Source organism: Neomegalonema sp. (assembly GCF_028688855.1).
Classification (GTDB): domain Bacteria; phylum Pseudomonadota; class Alphaproteobacteria; order Rhodobacterales; family Rhodobacteraceae; genus Neomegalonema.
On record NZ_JAQTXI010000004.1, the window covers coordinates 130183 to 149113 of the forward strand.

Sequence of the window (18931 nt, forward strand, 5' to 3'; positions counted from 1 at the left end):
ATGCGAAAAAAAATCCGACGATTCCAGTAATGCTTTTTCCCGGGTCGGGCGTCTCTTCATCAGAGGGGGCGCGTCTTCGTCGTCCCGAACCCGACAAGAAACTGGAATATGGCATGAACGAGATGGCGAAGAAGGCGGCGAAAGCGCGGCGGGCGCGGCTGCTGGCTCTGCTGACGACCTGCGCGGCCCTGGGTCTGGCGAGCGCTCCGGCCAGAGCGCAGACCGACGCGCAAACCGGACTTCCGGCGGTCGGCGTCTTTCCGGTCGCCATTCCGGCGCAGCCGCTCGATTCGGCCCTGACCGCCTTTTCCCGTCAGACCGGAGTTCAGGTCCTCGTCGCGCCCGAAGCGGCCGCAGGCCGGAACGCCGCCGAGGCGCAGGGCGATCTGACCCCCGAAGCGGCCCTGACGCGGCTGCTCTCCGGAACGGGCCTGACCTTCGCCTTCTCCGGCCCCGGCGTCGCGACGATCTCCGCCCCTCCCCTCCCGGCGACGGCGCAGGCCGCGCCGATCCTGCTCGACACGATCTACGTCGGCGGCGCTGGAGGCACCTGGGCGCCGGTGGCGGGGGTCGTGGCGCATCGCACCGGCACGGGCTCCAAGACCGACGCCGAGGTCATCGACATTCCCGCTTCGGTCTCGGTGATCACCGCCGACGAGCTGAAGGCGCGCGGCGTCAGCGATCTGGACGGCGCGCTGAACTACACGGCGGGCGTCTCGACCAACCTCTACGGCGGCGACGAACGCTATGACTTCGTGGCCATCCGCGGCTTCAACCAGACCACCTCGGGCATCTATCGCGACGGCCTGCCGATCCGGAACTACAATCTGACCGGCGGCCGCGTCGAGCCCTACGGCATGGAGCGCGTGGAGGTGCTGAAGGGCTCCACCTCGACGCTCTACGGCGCCAACAATCCGGGCGGTCTGGTGAACATGATCACCAAGCGCCCCGTGGACTACAAGTTCGGCGAGGTCTACGCCACCGGCGGCGAGGATCATCTGGAGTTCGGCGCGGATTTCGGCGGGCCCCTGGACGCCGAAGGAGTCCTGACCTATCGCCTGACCGCGAAGAAGCAGGATTCGACCCTGCCCAACGGCGTTTCATCGGACGACCGCCTCTATGTCGCCCCCGCCCTGACCTGGAAGCCCGGCGACCGCACCGCCGTGACCCTCATGGCCGATTACAACGAACGCGGCGGCTCCAACCGCTATGGAATCCCGCGGGGTTCGGGAATCGACCCCTGGACCTTCCTCGGAGAACCAGGCTTCGAGACCAACGACACCACCGAATGGGGCGTCGGCTACGCGCTGGAGCATGATTTCCAGAACGGCCTCGTCTTCCGCTCCCATGGCCGCCACATGGAGCTGGATCTGCTCAGCGAGAACGTCTATGCGGCCGGGAACCAGCATCCGGACGTCGGGCGTCTGGCCTGGAGGGTCGACAGCGAACTGAGCCGCGATTCCGTCGACGCCCATCTCCAATACGACCTCGGCTTCGGGCGGCTCAAGAGCCGGACCCTCATCGGCGCCGACTACACCGCCGCCGAGACCTTCGAAGAGATCCAGCAGGGAACGGCGGGCGGCCTCGGCGACGTCGCCGATCCGGTTTACTGCGGGCGGGCCTGCGTGACTCTCCGGCCCTATTACAAGCTGGCGACCGAAGAAGAGACCTGGGGCGTCTACGCGCAGGAGGAGCTGACGCTCGACGACCGCTGGATCCTGACGCTGGGCGCGCGCTATGACGAGGTCGAAGCCACGGCGACGCAGATCTACAGCTTCTTCAGCCTTCCGGTCCCCATCGAGGAGGAGGCCGTGACGCTGCGCGGCGGTCTGACCTACAAGGTCGACGATGATCTCTCGATCTATGGAACCTATTCGGAATCCTTCACGCCGGTCCTGCCGAGCAACCAGTTCGCCCTGCTCATGACAGAGAGCGAACCCATGATGGGCGAGATGTACGAACTGGGCGTCAAATGGCGTCCGCCGGGGGTGAACGGCCTGTTCTCGGCGGCGGTCTACGATCTGACCCAGACCAACGTCCCGCGCTACAAGCAGTTCAGCGGCCCGCCCTATTTCGGCATCGAGCAGGACGGCGAAGTGCGCAGCCGCGGCGTCGAGCTGGAGGGCAAGGCCGAGCTCACCGACCGGACCAACCTCATCCTCGCCTATGGCTACACCGACGCCGAGGTCACGAAATCCGCCTCGGGAGCTTACGACGGAACCCGGCCGATGTTCATCCCCGAGCACACCGCCGCCATCTGGCTGGACCACACCATTCCCGGCGCCGGAGCGCGCGGCGACGTCACGCTGGGTCTCGGCGCGCGTTATGTCGGCTCGCGCTACGCCAATGAGAACAACACCTTCAAGCTGGATCCTCATGTGGTCTTCGACGCCATGGCGAAATACCAGATCACCGAGAACACCGCCCTGACGCTGAACGTCGAGAACCTCTTCGACAAGGAGTACGTCAGCCACGTCGAGACCTGGAGCGAGCCGGACACCGAATTCTACGGCACGCCCCAGACCTTCCGGCTCTCGCTGCGGCATACATGGTGAGCGCAGCCGCCTCCGCATCCGGATCCGGCGCCTTCCGTCTGGAGGGCGTCGGCTTCGCCGTTCAGGGCCGCGAGATCCTGCGCGACGTCACGCTCTCCTTTCCGGAGGGCCGCATGACGGCGCTGCTCGGACATAACGGCTCGGGCAAATCCACGCTGCTGCGGATCATGGCCCGCCGCGCGGAGGCCACCAGCGGCGCCGCTCTCTGGGACGGGCGCGCGGTGCGCGCCTTCGGCGAGCGCGCCTTCGCCCGCGAAGTCGCCTGGCTGCCTCAGGAGATGGGATCGGCGGCGGGCATGACCCTGCGCGAGCTGGTCGCCTGCGGGCGCTATCCCTGGCATGGCCCCCTCGGGCGCTTCACCCCGGAGGACGGCCGCAAGGTCGCCGCCGGAATCGAGGCGGTGGGCCTCGGCGGCTTCGAGGAACGCTTCGTGCAGACGCTCTCGGGCGGCGAGCGCCAGAGGGCCTGGATCGCCATGATGCTGGCTCAGGACGGCAGATGCCTGCTGCTCGACGAGCCCACCGCCGCGCTGGACGTCGCGCATCAGGTGGAGGTGCTGTCCCTGCTGCGGCGCCTCGCGCAGGAGAAGGGTCTGACGGTGGTGGTCGTCATGCACGAGATCAACATGGCGGCGCGCTTCTGCGATCTGATCCATGCGCTCAAGGGCGGCGAGGTCGTCGCCAGCGGCCCGCCCGACGGGATCATGACTCCCGAAACCCTGCGCCTCATCTACGACGTGGAGATGAACGTGACCCATCCGCCGGGCCGGGAAGCGCCCCTCGCCTATGTCCGGTGAGCCCCTCGCCCTGACCCGCCGGACGCTGCTCGCGGCGGCGCCGGCGGCGGGTCTGCTCGGCCTGACGCCGGCCTTCGCCCAAGGGACGACGGCGGCGCCGCGCGTGGTCAGCCTCGATTACGGCCTCTCCTCGACCCTGCTCGGGCTGGGCGCGCCTCCGGTCGGGATCACGGAGCTGGCGGGCTGGAGCGAATGGGTGGTCGAACCCGCCATGCCCTCCGGAGTCGCCGAACTGGGGATCTCCTCGGAGCCCAATCTCGAGGTTCTGGCGGCGCTGAAGCCCGATCTGATCCTCGCGACCTCCTGGCTCGACGCCCAGATTCCGCGGCTGGAGCGCTTCGCCCCCGTGCTGCGTCTGGAGACCTTCATCTGGACCGGAACGCCGATCCTCGAAGCGGCGATCTCGGCGACGCGCGCCGTGGCGGCGCGGATCGGCCGCGCGCCCGAAGCCGAAGCCTTCCTGGCGCGCATGGAGGCGGTTTTCGCCGAAGCCCGCGCCCGTCTGGCGGAGCGGGAGCCCAGAGCCGTGGCTCTGGTCCATTTCTGGGATTCCCGCCATGTGCGGATCAGCGCCGACCCGAGCCTGTTCAACGACGTGCTGCTGCGGATCGGCGTGCGGAACGCCTGGGAGGCCTCGACGGGGCCCTGGGGCTTCCAGACCCTGCCCGTCGAGGAGCTGTCGCGGGTCATGGACCCGGAAGCCCTGCTGCTGGTCTTCGAACCGGTTCCGCAGGACGTCTTCGCCACCCTCGACCGGAGTCCGCTCTGGCGGGCCCTGCCCCTCGCCCAGCCGGACCGGATCCGGCGTCTGCCGCCCGTGCTGCTCTTCGGCATGGTCAACGAGGCGACGAGATTCGCCCGGCTGGTGGTCGAAGCTCTGGAGGCCGAGTCATGAGCGGCCTGCGCGTTCTTCCGGCCATCGTGATCCTGTGCGGGATCGCGGCGGCGTCGGCCCTGCTCTGGATGCTGATCGCGCCCGGGCTGCTGGCGCCCGAGGTCCCCGGCTATGACGCCGCGCGCATGCGGCTTGTTCACTCCACCCTCCCCCGGCTGGCGACGGCCCTGATCGCGGGATTCGCCCTGTCTCTGGCGGGCGCCCTGCTGCAGCAAGTCCTGCGCAATCCGCTCGCCTCGCCGACCACTCTGGGCGTTTCGGCGGGGGCGCATCTGGCGCTCGCGGGGGCGATGCTGTTCTTTCCGGCGCTGCTCGGCCTGGGCCGCGACGCCGTGGCCCTGCTCGGCGCGGGACTGGCGGCGGCTCTGGTGATGGCGCTGGGCGCGCGGCGGGGATTCTCGCCCCTGACGCTGGTGCTCTCGGGACTGGTCATCGGGCTCTGGTGCGGCGCTCTGGCCGCGGCGCTGGTCTATCTCAACGACCGGCGCATGGTGAGCCTCTTCATCTGGGGCGCGGGCTCTCTGGCGACCCAGAGCTGGGAGGCGCCGCTCGCGCTGCTCTGGAAGACCGGGCTGCTGACTCTGGCCTGCGGCTTCCTGCTGCGGCCTCTGACGCTGCTGGAGCTGGGCGACGAAGAGGCTTCGGCGCTCGGGCTGAAGCTGGCGCGGACGCGGTTTCTCGCTCTGGCTCTGGCGGTGGGGCTTTCGGCCCTCGTGACCAGCGCGGTGGGGGTGATCGGCTTCATCGGACTCGTGGCGCCGATTCTCGCGCGGCTTCTGGGCGCGCGGCGGATTCCGGCTTTCCTGCTCGCCTCCGGATTGATCGGCGCCGCCCTGCTCCTGACCACCGACGCCCTGTTGCAGCTGATCGCCGGGATCTTCAGCGATCTTCTGCCGACGGGCGCGGTGACGGCGGTCTTCGGCTCGCCGCTTCTGCTTCTGCTGCTCCCCCGACTGAAGATCCGGCGCGAGCCCTTCGCCCTCGCGAGCTTCGCGCCGAGGCGCAGGGGCGATCTAGGGCCGGGCTTCGCTCTGGTCGCGGCCGCTCTGGCGGGGCTTGTGGTCCTGGCGCTCTTCCTGGGACGCGATTCCGGCGGCGGCTGGAGCTTCGACGCGCAGATGCTGTCCCTCCGGGCGCCGCGGGTCTTCACGGCTCTGGCGGCGGGGGCGATGCTCGCGGTTTCGGGCCTGCTGCTGCAACGCCTCACGGGCAACGAGATGGCCAGCCCCGAAGTGCTGGGCGTCAGCTCCGGCGCGACTCTGGGTCTGGCGCTCGGCGTCTTCCTCGTGGCGACGCCCGGATTCGCCGCGCAGCTCGGCTTCGCGGGCATGGGCGCCTTCGCGGTGCTGGCGGCCATCCTGATCTCGACGCGCCGTTCGGCCCTCGCGCCGGAACGCGTGCTGCTGGTGGGGATCGCGCTCAGCGCGCTGGTGGACGCTCTGGTGGGGCTCATGGCCGCCACGGGGGATCCGCGCGCCCTGACGATCCTGCGCTGGATGAGCGGCTCGACCTACGGCGCCGAGGCCGGAAGCGCCGCCCTGCTCTGCGCCGGAGCGCTGATCCTGATCCTCCCGGCGCTTCTGGCGCGGCGCTGGCTGGATCTTCTGCCGCTGGGGCCGGAGACGGCTTCGGCTCTGGGGATTCCGGTGCGTGCGGCGCGTCTGCGGCTCTTCGCTCTGGCGGGCGCCCTGAGCGCCGCCGCGACGCTCGGCGTGGGGCCTCTGAGCTTCGTGGGGCTGATGGCGCCGCATCTGGCGCGCGAACTGGGCTTCTCCCGCGCGGCCTCCCAGACGGCGGGGGCCGCCCTGATCGGCGCCTTGCTGATGGTCGCGGCGGACTGGATCGGCCGGACGGCGGTCTTCCCCTGGCAGATCCCCGCCGGACTGGTCGCGGCCCTGACGGGCGCGCCCTTCCTGATCCTTCTGCTCTTCAGACGAGGCCGGACATGACCCGCGATCCCGAACCCTCCGCGAGGCTGCGCGGCCGCGCCGTGATCCTGCTGGAGGATCCGGAGCGCGTGTTGAGCGAGCTTCTCGAACACATGACCGAACACGCCGAGGTCACGCTCACCGAGAGCGGCGCCTTTCTGGACAGCCCTTTCGGTTCGGTCTCGGTCTCGCGCTTCGCGGATCGGGTCTTCGTCGAGGCGGCGGCGGAATCGCCGGAGATCCTCGCGCTGATCCAGGCCTTCGTCGCCGAGCATGTCCATGAATTCGCCGGGGAGGACGTGGAGATCGAATGGTCGGGCGAGGCGGCGGCGGAGGCTCCGCCCGCCGGATTCCGTCTGGCGAGCGTCCTGCGGGCCTTCGACGTCACGCCCCGGATGCGCCGCGTGGTCTTCGCCTGCGACGACCCGACCCTCTACGCCGAGGGGGCGGGCCATCACATCCGGCTCTTCCCCGCGCCGGAGGAGACGCCGCCGCTCAACCGCGTCTACACCATCCGCGAGGCGGACGCCGCCGCCGGGACGGTCTCCGTGGATTTCGCGTTGCATGAAGGCGGGGCCTCTCCGGGGGCGGATTTCGCCCGCAAGGCGCGTCCGGGCGAGAGGGTCGGCCTGATGGGGCCGGGCGGCGGCGGAGGCCCGCCCCGGGCGAAGAAGCTGCTGCTGCTCGGCGACGAAGCCGCCTTGCCCGCCATCGCGCGGATACTCGCGGAGGCCCCGCCGGACGCCGAGATCGAAGCCCGTCTCGAAGTCGCCGACGCGCGCGAGGAACAGCATCTGCCCTCGGCGGCGCGGGCGCGGGTGGTCTGGCTGCATCGGGGCGAGGCCCTGCCCGGCCGCTCGGGGCTGCTGGAGGCCGCCCTCGAAGCGCATCTGGAGGGGGGGGCGCATGAAGGGCTCTTCATCTGGGCCGCCTGCGAAAGGGCGGTCGCGGGGCGGCTGCGCAAGAGGCTGGCCTCAGAGCCCGGAATGAAGCGGCGGGCCCATGTCTACGCCTATTGGGAGAGCCGTCGGTGAAGCGGAGGCCCGGCCGGGCCTCCGCCGCGGCCGTCACGGAGTCCGGGCGGCCAGCTCTCCGGCGATCCGCGCCGCGAGCCGGGCGTTGTTCAGCACCAGCGCGATGTTGGCCGCGAGGCTGCGGCCTTCGGTGGCGCGGTTCACCCGGTCGAGCAGGAAGGGCGTGACCTCCTTGCCGACGACGCCCTGAGCCTCGGCTTCGGCCACGGCGGCGCGGATCACGGCCTCGATCTCCGCGCCGGGGATGGCGTCGGCTTCGGGGATGGGATTGGCGATCAGGATTCCCGTCCCCGTGCCGAGCGAGAGATGCGCCGAGATCATCGCGGCCAGCTCGCCGGGGCTGTCGAGCCGGTGATCCGAGGGCAGGCCCGAACTGCGCGAGAAGAAGGCCGGGAATTCGTCGGCGCCGCAGGTCACGACCGGCACGCGCATCGTCTCCAGATGCTCCAGGGTCTTGGGGATGTCGAGGATGGACTTCATCCCCGCGCAGACCACCGCGACCTCGGTCGCGCCCAGTTCGGTGAGATCCGCCGAGATGTCGAAGCTCTCCTCGGCGCCGCGATGGACGCCGCCGATTCCTCCGGTCGCGAAGAGCCGGATCCCCGCCCGCGCCGCGATCAGCATGGTCGAGGAGACGGTGGTCCCCGCCGAGACGCCCCGCGTCATGGCCACCGCGAGATCCCGCCCCGAAGCCTTCACGCAGGATGGATCCTTGACCAGAGCTTCAAGCTCGGACTCGCTCATGCCGACCTTGATCCGCCCCTTCAGCACGGCGATGGTCGCGGGAACGGCGCCTTCCGCGCGGACGGCGGCCTCGACGCGGCGCGCGGTCTCGACGTTCTGCGGCCAGGGCATGCCGTGAGTCACGATGGTCGATTCCAGGGCCACCACCGGGCGTCCGGCGGCGAGCGCCCCGGCGACTTCGGGCGCGACGTCCAGGCTCGGGCGGGTCGTCATCTGTCGTCTCCATGCAAGTCCGCCGGAGCGGGAAAGGATCTGCGTCCGGCCTGAGCGGCCAGAAGTTCGGGAGTCAGATCGTCGCGCACCGCGCCGGGAGCCTCGATGGTCAGCGCGGCCATGAGGCCCCCCAGCCGGGCCGCCGCAACCGGATCCTCTCCGGCGAGCAGGGCGTGGAGCGTTCCGGCCATGGCGGCGTCTCCGGCTCCGGTGACGTCCACGACTTCGGCCGCGACGGCCGGGAGAAGCGCCTCGAAGCCCTCTCCGGCCAGGGCGGCTCCCGCCGCGCCCCGCGACAGCCGGACGCTCCCCGCGCCCCGGTCGCAGAGCGCGCGGGCGGCCGCGAGCGCCTCCGCGCCGGAGGTCGCGCGCGGCGCGTCGAGCAGGGCGGCGGCCTCGTCGGCGTTGAGGAAGAGCAGGTCGATTCCGGAGAGGTCGGCGGGCAGACGGCGCGTCTTGGGAACCGAGACGGCGTCCACCGCGAGACGATAATTTCCGCCGCCGCGCCGCGCGCAGAGACAGGCGAGCGCCTCGGGCGTGAGATTGGCGTCGGCGAAGACCCAGGAGGCGCCGGCGACATGCGGCCAGGCCCGCAGGAGGTCTTCGGGCGTCAGACGGTCGAAGATCGCCATGTCCGCCGCCGCGAGGACCAGCTCTCCCGAGGGGTCCAGCAGGGCGACGTATTCCGCCGTGCGCGCGCCGGGGAGCGTCAGGACGCGGCTGACGTCCACGCCGCGTCCGCGCAGATGCTCCAGCAGCAGCCGCCCCGGCTCGTCGTCGCCGACCACGGAGAGGAAGCCCGGCCTGCGGCCCAGCAGGGCGAGGTTTTCGGCCACGTTGCGCGCGACGCCGCCATGGCTGCGCGAGCCCTCCGCCGGATTGGAGGTCTCCATGCGGGCGGGGGCGAGGAGGCGGTATCTGCGATCCATGACCGCTCCGCCGACGCAGAGGACGCTTGCGCCCTGCGGCAGGACATAGCCGCGTCCGAGGAGGAATCCCTTGCGGGTGAGGCTGGCGACATGGGCGGCGACGGTCGAGCGGGCGAATCCGAGCGCTTCGGCGATCTCCTGCTGTCCGGCGAAGGGATTGCGCGAGATCAGCGCCAGAACCGCCGCTTCCTGCGCCGTCAGTTCATCCATGATGTGTCTGGCATGATGGATCGGGCATGATCGTCGGGTCCCTTCTGCGCGGCCTCGCCGGAGGATAACGGATGTTCTGCATCCCAACAAGAGTTTCCGGCGCGCGCGTCCCGCCCGCGACCGGCGCAGAGGACGGAAGGATTCTCCGGAAACCGACCGTCCAGGCTTCGCGGAAAGGGGCGCCGTATTTTCTGGCCGCCTCCTGCTTCTTCTCCTCCACAGCCGCCTCGATCGGCGCGAAGATTGCGCAGAGATTTCCCACATCGCCTGACGATAGCTAGCCTCGACGGAGCCAGGAACCAGGCTCGGGCTCGCGACGAAGTAGGGATGCCGCCAGGACGCCCTTCTCGTGCGAGGCCTGTCAACCCAGAGTCGCATGACTTACAAAAATTTATCAATGAGATAATTTACTATATTTTTTCTTCATTTATGTAACTTAATGATACATTTTCCCGTAATGGAAGAAGGAAATCAGGGGATCCTTTCATCGCACAAGGCGACAAACCACAAAATCAACCATCTGATCTTGATGTATAATATCAGAATTCTCCTTTCTGGCCCGCCAATTGCTCCGGTTCAATCGCAGCGGCGAGCGCCTTCGCCGCCATCACTCGAACCGAGGAAGGCCATGAAGCCTGACGCCAGAAAGAAACGCTCCAGATCGCCGGACATCGCCATGATGGGCTCCGCCATGAAAGCAACCTATGCGAGCTGGGTCATCGGGCGTTCGCTCGCGCGAGCGGGCCGCACCCCCCAGCTCAAGGGGCATATCCAGGAGATCCTTTTCAAGGATCAGCGCAATCTGCGCGACCTGCTGAACGGCTGCTCCACGCGCCTGACCCGCAATCCGCGCGCCCCGACGGTCGATCTGGTGACGCAGGACGCCTTCGGCCGGGTGGTGAAGCGTTTTCAGATCAAGGACGTCGTCAGCCGCTCCGGGATCGACAAGCTCGTCCGGCAATCCGCTCAGGGGAAGTATCGCAGCGCGCGCCTCGTGGGATCGCCGGAAACCACCAGGCTCTTCAACGCCGCAGCGGGGAAGGCGAGGATCTCCAAGCGCATGATCAGCAGCGGCGTGTCTTCGAACCGTACGGCCTCTCTGGCTCGTCGCGCGGGCGTGGGCGGCGCCTCCCTGACGGGAGCCATGATGCAGGCCGCGAAGCGCGGAGGCGCTTTCGGCGCCGTCCTCGGCGGCGGCGTGGCGCTCTGCAAGGGAGGGCTCGACCTCATGCGGGGGAAGGCGACGGCGAGGGAGGTGGCCGCCTCCGTCGCCAGGTCGGGGCTTCAGGGAGGAGTCGGAGGCGCGACGAGCACCGCAGCGGCTGTCGCCGTAGGGTCGACTGCGGCGGCTCTGGCTTCGGTCGTCGGTTTGACGGGAACGACCGCCGTCGCCTGCACGGTCGCAATTCCGCTGGCCGTCGCGGTGGGAGTGGGTTACGTCGCCTCGACGGCCTGCGGCAAGATCTGGGACTCCATGTTCGCCTAGACCTTGCGGGCGCTGGATCCAGTCGCAACCGCTTGCGATCTGGGAAACGCCGAGGGCTGTCTTCCCGCATCCTGTCGCGAACAGCCCTCCATTCCCCGCGCCCCGCCGAGCGTCTCGCGCTTCAGCGCAGGACAGGCCGGAAGGACCAGAGCCGGTTCAACGCGAAGCTCACGGCGGCGGCCATCCCGACCGCCGCGATCAGGGCGGCGGAGTCGCTCCAGCCGAGCGGACCCGTCGCCAGCAGCAACACGGCCTGATTGGCCGCGAAGCCGCATCCCGCCGCGAGGGAGAACCGCGCGAAGGCCGAACCCGTCCGTCGCCCATGGCCCTGAAAGGAGAAGCGGGAATGTCCCCGGAAGCTCAGCAGGAAAGCGACGAGAAAGGCGACGAGATTGGCCCGCTCCGCGCCCATCCCCGCCGCCAGCAGAGCGAAGGCGACGAAGAGATGGCAAAGCGTGGCCGCGATCCCGACCAGCGTGAAGCGCAGGCCTTCGAGGAGAGGCGTCATCGGCGCGGCGGGACCTCGCGGTTTTCGGCCACCACATAGCCGGGCCGCCCCTTCACCTCCGAGAAGATCCGCGAGACATATTCCCCCAGCACCCCGATGGAGAGCAGCTGCACGCCGCTCAGGAAGAAGATCGCCACGGCCAGAGTCGACCATCCCGGCAGATCGCGGCCCCAGAGCAGCGTCTCGACGGTCAGCCAGATCCCGTAGAGGATCGAGAGCGCAGCCACCCCGACGCCGATCAGCGTCCAGATGCGCAGAGGCCAGCTGGTGAAGGCCGTCATCCCCGTGACGCCGAGCCTCAGCAGCGCCCCCAGCCGGAATTTCGACCGCCCGCCCTGACGCGGCGCCAGTTCGATGGGCAGGGCCGTCGAGCGGAAGCCGACCCAGCCGTAAAGCCCCTTCATGAAGCGGTTGCGCTCGGGCAGGGCGCAGAGCGCGTCCACCACCTTGCGGTCCATCAGACGGAAGTCCCGCGCGTCGGGGGGAATCTCCACCTCGCCATAGCTCAGCAGCCGGTAGAAGACGCGCGTCAGCAGACGCTTGACCGCCGGTTCGTCGCGGCGATGCGCCCGCACCGCATAGACCATCTCGAAGCCCTCGCGATGGCGCGCCAGCATCTCGTCGACATGATCGAGCGATTCCTGAAGATCGGCGTCGAGCAGGATCACCACCGCCCCGGCGGCCTGCCGGAGCCCCGCCATGATGGCCTGTTCCTTGCCGAAGTTCCGCGAGAGCCGCACCAGCCTCAGCGGAACGCGCAAAACCATACGCCCGGCGATCTCCAGGGTGCCGTCGCGGCTGCCGTCGTCGACGAGCACGATCTCCGTCCTCAGGCCCAGCGCGAGGCTCTTGGCCTCCAGGCGCCGCAGGGTCTCGGCGATGCTCTCGGCCTCGTCACAGGCCGGGACCACGAAGGAGAGATCCGGCGGCGGCGCGCGATCCGGCGCGATCTCCTCGAAACGAAAGCCGGGGGACCAGTCTCCGGGGTTCTGATTCATGGCGTCTCTCCGCCGCTGACGAACAACTCATGTCGGCCGAAGCGCCCGACCGGACGAAAGCCCTCCGCCTCGACCTGCGCGGCCTGCCCGACCGGCGCGGAGAGGGCGACGGGGCGAGGCCCTGCGGCCAGAGCGGCGAGGTCTTCGGGCTTCACGGAGCGCGCCCGGCCCGCCGTGTAGAACTCCGCCGAGAAGGAGCGGCGCCCGAGGACGTAGAGCGGATCCTCGCGCAGCCATGGCCGCGCCGCTTCGGCCAGAGCCTCATGCGATTTCAGCCGCAGGGTCTCCGGCGCGAGCGAAACCAGCCCGACGGCCACCGCCGCGATTCCGACCAGCCCCAGGCCCAGAGCCGTCAGCCGCCGCAGGAGGCCTTGCGGGAGATCGGCGCCGGGCGCCGCCGCCATGAGGATCGCCGCGGCGGGCAGAGCAGGCAGGGCGTAGGCGGGCAGGATGTTCCCCGCAGGCGTGAAGAAGATCAGCGGGGCGAGGATCCAGCAGAACAGCCAGGAGGCGAATCCGGAGGGAAGCGCGGCCAGCCCCTCGAGCCCCCGGGAGCGGCGGCGCAGGATCAGCGCAGGCGCCAGCAGGCTCCAGGGGAGGGCGATCATCAGCGCCATGGGCCAGATCCAGCCCTTGGGCCGCAGATGCGCCGAACCGTAGAGATCTCCGCTCCAGCCGGGAACGAGGAAGCGCTGGACATGCTCGCCCCAGAGGAAATAGCGCAGGAATCCGGGCGTGGCGATCTCGGCGGCGAGGTGCCAGGGAACCACCAGCAGGATCAGCAGAAGCGTTCCTCCCGCCCAGGGGAGTCGGCGCAGATCGCCCCAGGCGCGCCGGATCGTCAGCCAGGGAACCAGCGCCACGACCACAAGCGCGATGGCCACGGGCCCCTTGGCCATCAGCCCCATCGCCAGCCCGAGAAAGACGGCGTATCCCCAGAGCGGCGCGGATTCTTCCTCTTGGGTCGCCCGCCAGAAGCCGACCATGACCAGAACCAGCCCGAGGACCATCGGCATGTCGGTCATGACGAAGGCCGAGGCGCCCCAGAAGAGCGCCATGCTGGAGAGGATCGCCGTCGCGGCCAGAGCCCGGTTCGGGCCGAGGAGCCGGGCCGTCCAGCCATGGACGAGCGCCAGAATCGCCAGAGAAACCGCCAGAACCGGCAGACGCGCGGCGAAGGCGTGAATCCCGAAGGCCTCCATCCCGAGCGCGGACAGCCAGGTGTGCAGCGGCGGCTTGCCCCAGAAGGGGACGCCGTAGTCGAATTGCGGCGTGATCCAGTTCCCCGTCTCGACCATCTTGCGCGCGATCTCGGCGTAGCGGGCTTCGGTGGTGTCGACGAGCGGCAATCCCGCCATGGCGATCAGGCGCAGCGCCAGCAGGACCGCAAGGAAGATCCAGATCCGTCGTCGGAAGGCGGCGGGCCATGCGAAATCCGCGGGGAAGGCCCTGCGGCGCGCGGCGGCCTTCGCAGGCGGGGCTTCGGAGATGGGAAAGGCCTCTCCGGTCAAGTTTCGGCTCGTCATCTTGCTCCTGGTCCTGAGGATCCGGAGGCCGGACCATGGACCAGAGCGCATGGCCGGAAGATTGTCCGGATTATACGAAAACGTAATGAGAAGCCCGGTGGCGCCGGATCGGGCTTTCAGGGATGTTCGGAAGCCGCAGAAGACGGAGACTCAGGCGAAGATGCGCATTCTCGTGGTGGAGGACGACGCCGAGACGGCGGCCTATATCCGGTCGAGCCTGGCCCAGGCGGGCCATCAGGCCGAGGTCCGCGCCAATGGCCGCGAGGGCTTCCTCAGCGCGCTGGACGAAGATTACGACGTGCTGATCATCGACCGCATGCTGCCTGGTCTGGATGGTCTGAGCCTCGTGAAATCCATCCGCAGCGCGGGCTGCCGGACGCCGGTCATCTTCCTGAGCGCGCTTGGCGGCATCGACGACCGAGTCGAGGGCCTGGAGGCCGGAGCCGACGACTATCTGACCAAGCCCTTTTCGATCCTGGAGCTTTCGGCGCGGCTCGGCGCCCTGACGCGCCGTCCGCCCCTGCGCCCCGAAGAAGAGACCGTGCTGAAGGTCGCCGGGCTGGAGATGGACCTGATCCGCCGCAAGGTCACGCGGGCCGGGCGGCTCATCGATCTTCAGCCGCGCGAATTCTCCCTGCTGGAGCATCTCATGCGCCACAGCGAGCGGGTCGTGACGCGGAGCATGCTGCTGGAGGCGGTCTGGAATTTCCATTTCGACCCGCGCACCAACGTCGTGGAGACCCACATCAGCCGTCTGCGGGCCAAGATCGACAAGGATTTCCCCTTCCCCCTGATCCACACGATCCGGGGCGCGGGATACAGCCTCCATGCTTAGGCGTCTGCTGCGCCAGGCGGCGCCGCGCTCCACGGCGCTGCATCTCTCGCTGCGCTATTCGGCGCTCTATACGGCGGTGACGCTGCTCGTCTTCGCCTTCGCCTATGTCGAGACCCGGAGAGAAGTCTCCGAGATGCTCGGCGACCAGCTCGAAGGCGAAGCCGAAATCCTGCGCGAGCGTTATCAGGATCTCGGCCTTCCGGGCGTGGTCGGGACTCTGGAGGTCATGGTGTCCCTCAACGCCAGAGGCAGCCGTTTCGCGCTCTTCGTCGGGCCGGAGGGCGAAAGGCTCTACGCCAACACGCCCCTGACTCCCGAGGAGGCTCCGGGCCGCTTCATCGACAAGGCGAAGGCGCAGGTCGTCTCCTCCGACGAGGAGATGTCGGGCTATGAGCTGCGCCGCGTTCATCTGGGTCCGAATCTTCTGATCCTCGGCGTGGGCGACCACATGCGCATGGAGATCCTGGAGGCGCTCGCGGCGGCGCTCGCGGTGGGCTTCGGGCTGATCGCCGCCACGGGGCTGATCTTCGGCCTGTCCATCGGGCGCCGGACGGAAAGGCGGCTTCGGGAGATCGACCGGACCCTGACCGCCGTGGGACGCGGCGCCATCGGCCTGCGCATCCCCGAGGCTCCGCGCCAGACGAGCGAGCTTCTGCGGCTTTCGGGCTCGATCAACGCGACGCTCGGCGAGCTGGAGAAGCTGATGGAGACGCAAAAGCGCATCTCCGCCGACATCGCCCATGATCTGAAGACGCCCTTGCAGCGTCTGCGCCAGCGTCTGGAGCGCTTCGGCCTGGGCTTCGCTCCGGAGTCTCCGGAGGCCATGGAGATCGAACAGGCTCTGGAGTCCGTCGATCATCTGATGAGCGTGTTTCAGGCGATCCTGAGGATCGCGGAGATCGAGGATCACCGGCGCCGCGCGCGGTTCGCGCCGGTGGATCTCGCGGAGCTGGCCGCGCGCGTCCATGACGCCTATGAGCCCGTCGCCGAGGAGAAGGGCCAGATCCTGCGTCTGAAGCTCCCGGAGCGGGCCGCGTGGATCTTCGGCGACGGCGAGCTGATCGCTCAGGCGGCGGTCAATGCGGTGGAGAACGGCTTGCGTCATTGCCCGCCCGGCTCGGAGATCGAGCTTGAGGTCGGCGAGGCGGAGGGCGCGCCTGTCCTGCGGGTCTCCGACGACGGGCCCGGCGTTCCGCCCGAGGAGGTCGGGAAGGTCTTCGACAAGTTCCACCGGGTGGAGCGCAGCCGCACGACTCCCGGGAATGGTCTGGGTCTGGCTCTGGTGAAGGCGGTCGCCGATCTGCATGAGGCCCGGGTCGGGCTCGAGAACCTTCATCCCGGCCTGCGGCTGGAGATCCGTTTCCCGCCTCCGGAGCCCGCCCGGACGACCCAACGCGGGACCACATGAGCGCCGCGACAGGAGGGCGCATCCCGAACGACGGGTTTGCTCGATTTTCAGCTTTTTCCAGCGAAACATGGTCGGTTTCGTTGAAAATCACTCTAAAATAATCGAATAAATCCTGTTATGGACATTATCATGAAAGATATGATGACAAATATAAAACTCTTTATCCAAGTTTTTCTTTTGCCAAGCTCGCCATATGATTCCAAATGATCATGGAACAATTTTTCAATCATGGATTTTTCTTCACTCATTTTTGTATTATTGCTTTCATCGTTTTCAATTTTCATTTGTTTAACATGCATCCTGCAGCATGCGAAGGTTTGCTGATTTTATGGTCCAGGTGCTTCCAGGCGCCTGGTTTCAGTTCCTCCAGAGAAGGCTGGTGCTGGCCTCTCTCTTCGCAGTCTTGTCCGGCGGAAACACAGCGCAAGTCTGCCAGATGAGCAAACCCCGAACGACAGGGAGCCTGCGATTCCGGGAATATGAACGGAATTTATTTCATGATGACTCAAATAAATATCCTGTAATTCCCGAGAACCTGAAGATAAAATTCAATAAATTCCCTCTATATAAACATGCATGAAATCAATGAATCGAGAATTTTCTTTCAATTCATCTGATTCATTCCAATATTGATCCGGATTGATCGCCATGCATCGCCTCTTGTCCGGAGCTCCGGTTTCAGTGGGGCGACGGGGACTTGCGATCAAGCAAGAGAGGGACGACATGGATTTTCAACTCAGGCTCGCGTTGCTTGGCGCGGCCCTCGTCGGCGCGACTCCGCAAACCGCCTCCGCGCAGGAGTCTCCGACGCCGCTTCCCGCCGCCTCCGAAGTCTTCCAGCTTGGCGAGATCTATCTCGGCGGCGTTCATGACGCTCAACCCGGCACTTCGAGCTACGTCTCCGCCGGGACGGCGACCCAGGAAGGCCGCCTCACCCTCGACGACGCCCTGAAGACGGTTCCCGGCGTCGCGGTGGGCAATTCGGGCGGCTCGCGCAACGAACGCCTCGTATTCGTGCGCGGCTTCGATCGCTTCCAGGTTCCGCTCTCGGTGGATGGAATCCGCATCTACCTCCCCGCCGACAACCGGCTGGACTTCGGCCGCTTCCTGACGCCCGACCTCGCCGAGGTTCAGGTGCAGAAAGGCTACGTCTCGGTGCTCAACGGCCCCGGCGCCATGGGCGGCGCGGTGAACCTCGCCACGCGCAAGCCCGTCTCGCCCTTCGAAGGCGAGCTCCAGCTCGGGCTCGAAGCCGGGAATCGCGGCGATCTGAACGGACGCCACGGCTTCCTGTCGCTCGGGACGCTCCAGGAGAAGTTCTACGCGCAGGGCAGCTTCTCGATCCGCGATTTCGACGGCTTCGACCTCTCGCGCGGCTTCGAGCCCACGGCTCAGCAGGGCGCAGGACAGCGCGGCAACTCCGAAAGCGAGGACAGCCGCCTGAACCTCAAGTTCGGCTTCACCCCCAATGCGACCGACGAATATGTCGTGAGCTACACCCGTCAGGACGGCTCCAAGAGCGCGCCCTACAACACGCTTCAGCCGATCCGCCTGCCCGGCGGCGCCATGACCCCCGGAGCCCCCGGCTATGGCGGCGGCGCCCAGCGCGACTGGACCTGGCCGAAATGGGATCTGCAAAGCCTGGCCTTCTACTCGAAGACCGCGCTCGGCGAAGGCGCCGACGTCAAGACGAAACTCTATTACAACACCTTCGACAACGTTCTGTCGGCCTGGGACGACAGCTCCCACTCCACCCAGACCGCCAACCGCGCCTTCGACAGCATCTATGACGACAGCGCCTGGGGCGCCGCCGTGGATCTCGGGGGCGAGATCGGGGGCGGACATGAATTGCGCGGCGCGGTCCAGTTCCGCAGCGACCGCCATGAGAGCACGAACCACAGCCGCCCGGACGTCAACGCGGTCCTCGATCCGACCGAGCGCAGCCGCGAAGACACCTGGTCCTTCGGCGTCGAGGACACATGGCGTCTGAACGATCAGCTTCGCCTCGTGGGCGGCCTGAGCTACGAGCGCGCCGACGTGAAGATGGCCGACCGCACCCCCACCAGCTTCGGCGAGCCCGTCGGCTCGGCGGACGCCTGGAACTGGCAGGCCGCCGCCGTCTGGGAGCCGGAGGCGGGCGGCGCCTGGCACGCCTCGGTCTCTTCGCGGACCCGCTTCCCGAGCCTCTTCGAGCGCTACAGCACGCGGTTCGGCTATGCGGTGCCCAATCCGGATCTCGCCTCCGAGCGCGCCGTGAACTTCGAGGTCGGCTATAAAGGCGATCTCGGCCCGGCCTTCGTCGAGGCGGCGGCCTTCTACAGCCAGATCGACGACATGATCCAGTCCATTCCGCGCGTGGATCTGCCTCTGGACGACCGCGGACGCCGCCCCTCCCAGAACCAGAACGTCGGCGACGGACGGAGCTTCGGCTTCGAGGTCGGCGCGAGCCTGCCGATCACGGATCGGCTGGATCTCGGGGCGGCCTACACCTATCTGGATCGCGAGATCTCGGATCCGGTGCGCCCCGGCCTCCAGCCGACGGACACGCCGCGCCACACCGCCTATCTGCGGCTCGACTGGCGTCCGCTGGAGACCCTGACCCTCTCGCCCTCGCTGGAGCTGGCCAGCTCCCGCCGGACCGAGGCGATCATCCAGACCGGCGATTTCGATCAGGTGGCTTACGCCCGCATGGGCGGCTTCGCTCTGGTCAATCTCGACGCGAAATGGGAGGTCAGGCCGAACGCCAACGTCGTCTTCGGCGTGCGCAACCTCTTCGACAAGGATTACGCCCTGACCGAAGGCTTCCCTGAAGCAGGACGCAGCTTCTATGTGACCACGCAGCTGAAATTCTGAAGCTGGAGGCGG

Annotated in this window: 14 protein-coding genes; 9 read left to right on the top strand and 5 right to left on the bottom strand. The window is 68.0% G+C overall.

Translation table 11 applies throughout. The annotated features are described in order from the left end of the window. Nucleotides 1-113: 113 nt before the first annotated feature. The 5 genes from PHN62_RS04415 to PHN62_RS04435 are packed head-to-tail and all read left to right on the top strand — an operon-like array spanning nucleotide 114 to nucleotide 7209. Complete coding sequence (locus PHN62_RS04415) at nucleotides 114-2555, top strand: TonB-dependent siderophore receptor (RefSeq protein WP_300146870.1); 2442 nt, start codon at nucleotides 114-116, stop codon at nucleotides 2553-2555. Further along, nucleotides 2549-3352, top strand: coding sequence for an ABC transporter ATP-binding protein (locus PHN62_RS04420; RefSeq protein WP_300146873.1), 804 nt, complete (start codon nucleotides 2549-2551; stop codon nucleotides 3350-3352). The genes PHN62_RS04415 and PHN62_RS04420 overlap by 7 nt, the downstream gene beginning before the upstream one ends. Next, entirely contained in the window at nucleotides 3342-4247 is a 906-nt protein-coding gene (locus PHN62_RS04425; RefSeq protein WP_300146876.1) for an iron-siderophore ABC transporter substrate-binding protein, read from the top strand. Before PHN62_RS04420 ends, PHN62_RS04425 begins: the two co-directional genes overlap by 11 nt. Continuing rightward, nucleotides 4244-6196 (top strand): Fe(3+)-hydroxamate ABC transporter permease FhuB, encoded by a 1953-nt coding sequence (fhuB, locus tag PHN62_RS04430; protein WP_300146879.1) that lies wholly within the window; start codon nucleotides 4244-4246, stop codon nucleotides 6194-6196. The genes PHN62_RS04425 and fhuB overlap by 4 nt, the downstream gene beginning before the upstream one ends. Beyond that, nucleotides 6193-7209 carry a siderophore-interacting protein gene (locus PHN62_RS04435; RefSeq protein ID WP_300146881.1) on the top strand — a complete coding sequence of 339 codons (1017 nt, stop codon included), beginning with the start codon at nucleotides 6193-6195 and terminating at the stop codon, nucleotides 7207-7209. Before fhuB ends, PHN62_RS04435 begins: the two co-directional genes overlap by 4 nt. Before the next feature lie 33 nt (nucleotides 7210-7242). Here PHN62_RS04435 and PHN62_RS04440 read toward each other — a convergent pair whose 3' ends face one another. Then, a complete protein-coding gene (locus PHN62_RS04440) occupies nucleotides 7243-8166 on the bottom strand; it encodes a pseudouridine-5'-phosphate glycosidase (protein WP_300146884.1) in 924 nt (307 codons plus the stop codon). Then, nucleotides 8163-9305 carry a carbohydrate kinase gene (locus PHN62_RS04445; protein ID WP_300146886.1) on the bottom strand — a complete coding sequence of 381 codons (1143 nt, stop codon included), beginning with the start codon at nucleotides 9303-9305 and terminating at the stop codon, nucleotides 8163-8165. Before PHN62_RS04445 ends, PHN62_RS04440 begins: the two co-directional genes overlap by 4 nt. Nucleotides 9306-9996: 691 nt before the next feature. Between PHN62_RS04445 and PHN62_RS04450 the strand changes: the two genes are divergently transcribed. Then, nucleotides 9997-10791 carry a hypothetical protein gene (locus tag PHN62_RS04450; protein WP_300146889.1) on the top strand — a complete coding sequence of 265 codons (795 nt, stop codon included), beginning with the start codon at nucleotides 9997-9999 and terminating at the stop codon, nucleotides 10789-10791. Nucleotides 10792-10912: 121 nt separating this feature from the next. Here the strand turns inward: PHN62_RS04450 and PHN62_RS04455 are convergent, their stop codons facing one another. From PHN62_RS04455 to PHN62_RS04465, 3 genes are read right to left on the bottom strand one after another with little or no spacing between them, the layout of a single operon-like run. Beyond that, nucleotides 10913-11299: a GtrA family protein gene (locus tag PHN62_RS04455; RefSeq protein WP_300146892.1), complete on the bottom strand. Its 387-nt coding sequence runs from the start codon at nucleotides 11297-11299 to the stop codon at nucleotides 10913-10915. Next, entirely contained in the window at nucleotides 11296-12297 is a 1002-nt protein-coding gene (locus tag PHN62_RS04460) for a glycosyltransferase family 2 protein (RefSeq protein ID WP_300146894.1), read from the bottom strand. The genes PHN62_RS04455 and PHN62_RS04460 overlap by 4 nt, the downstream gene beginning before the upstream one ends. Beyond that, nucleotides 12294-13823 (bottom strand): glycosyltransferase family 39 protein, encoded by a 1530-nt coding sequence (locus PHN62_RS04465; protein ID WP_300146897.1) that lies wholly within the window; start codon nucleotides 13821-13823, stop codon nucleotides 12294-12296. The genes PHN62_RS04460 and PHN62_RS04465 overlap by 4 nt, the downstream gene beginning before the upstream one ends. 160 nt (nucleotides 13824-13983) lie before the next feature. Here PHN62_RS04465 and PHN62_RS04470 point away from each other — a divergent pair, with 160 nt between their 5' ends. The 3 genes from PHN62_RS04470 (at nucleotide 13984) to PHN62_RS04480 (ending at nucleotide 18919) form a co-directional block, all read left to right on the top strand. Further along, nucleotides 13984-14658: a response regulator transcription factor gene (locus PHN62_RS04470; protein ID WP_300146900.1), complete on the top strand. Its 675-nt coding sequence runs from the start codon at nucleotides 13984-13986 to the stop codon at nucleotides 14656-14658. Beyond that, the gene (locus PHN62_RS04475; RefSeq protein WP_300146903.1) at nucleotides 14651-16066 is read left to right on the top strand and encodes a HAMP domain-containing sensor histidine kinase; all 1416 of its coding nucleotides are present in this window, start codon (nucleotides 14651-14653) and stop codon (nucleotides 16064-16066) included. Before PHN62_RS04470 ends, PHN62_RS04475 begins: the two co-directional genes overlap by 8 nt. A 723-nt stretch (nucleotides 16067-16789) precedes the next feature. After that, on the top strand, nucleotides 16790-18919 hold the full coding sequence (locus PHN62_RS04480; protein ID WP_300146906.1) for a TonB-dependent receptor: 2130 nt from the start codon (nucleotides 16790-16792) through the stop codon (nucleotides 18917-18919). Nucleotides 18920-18931 lie beyond the last annotated feature (12 nt).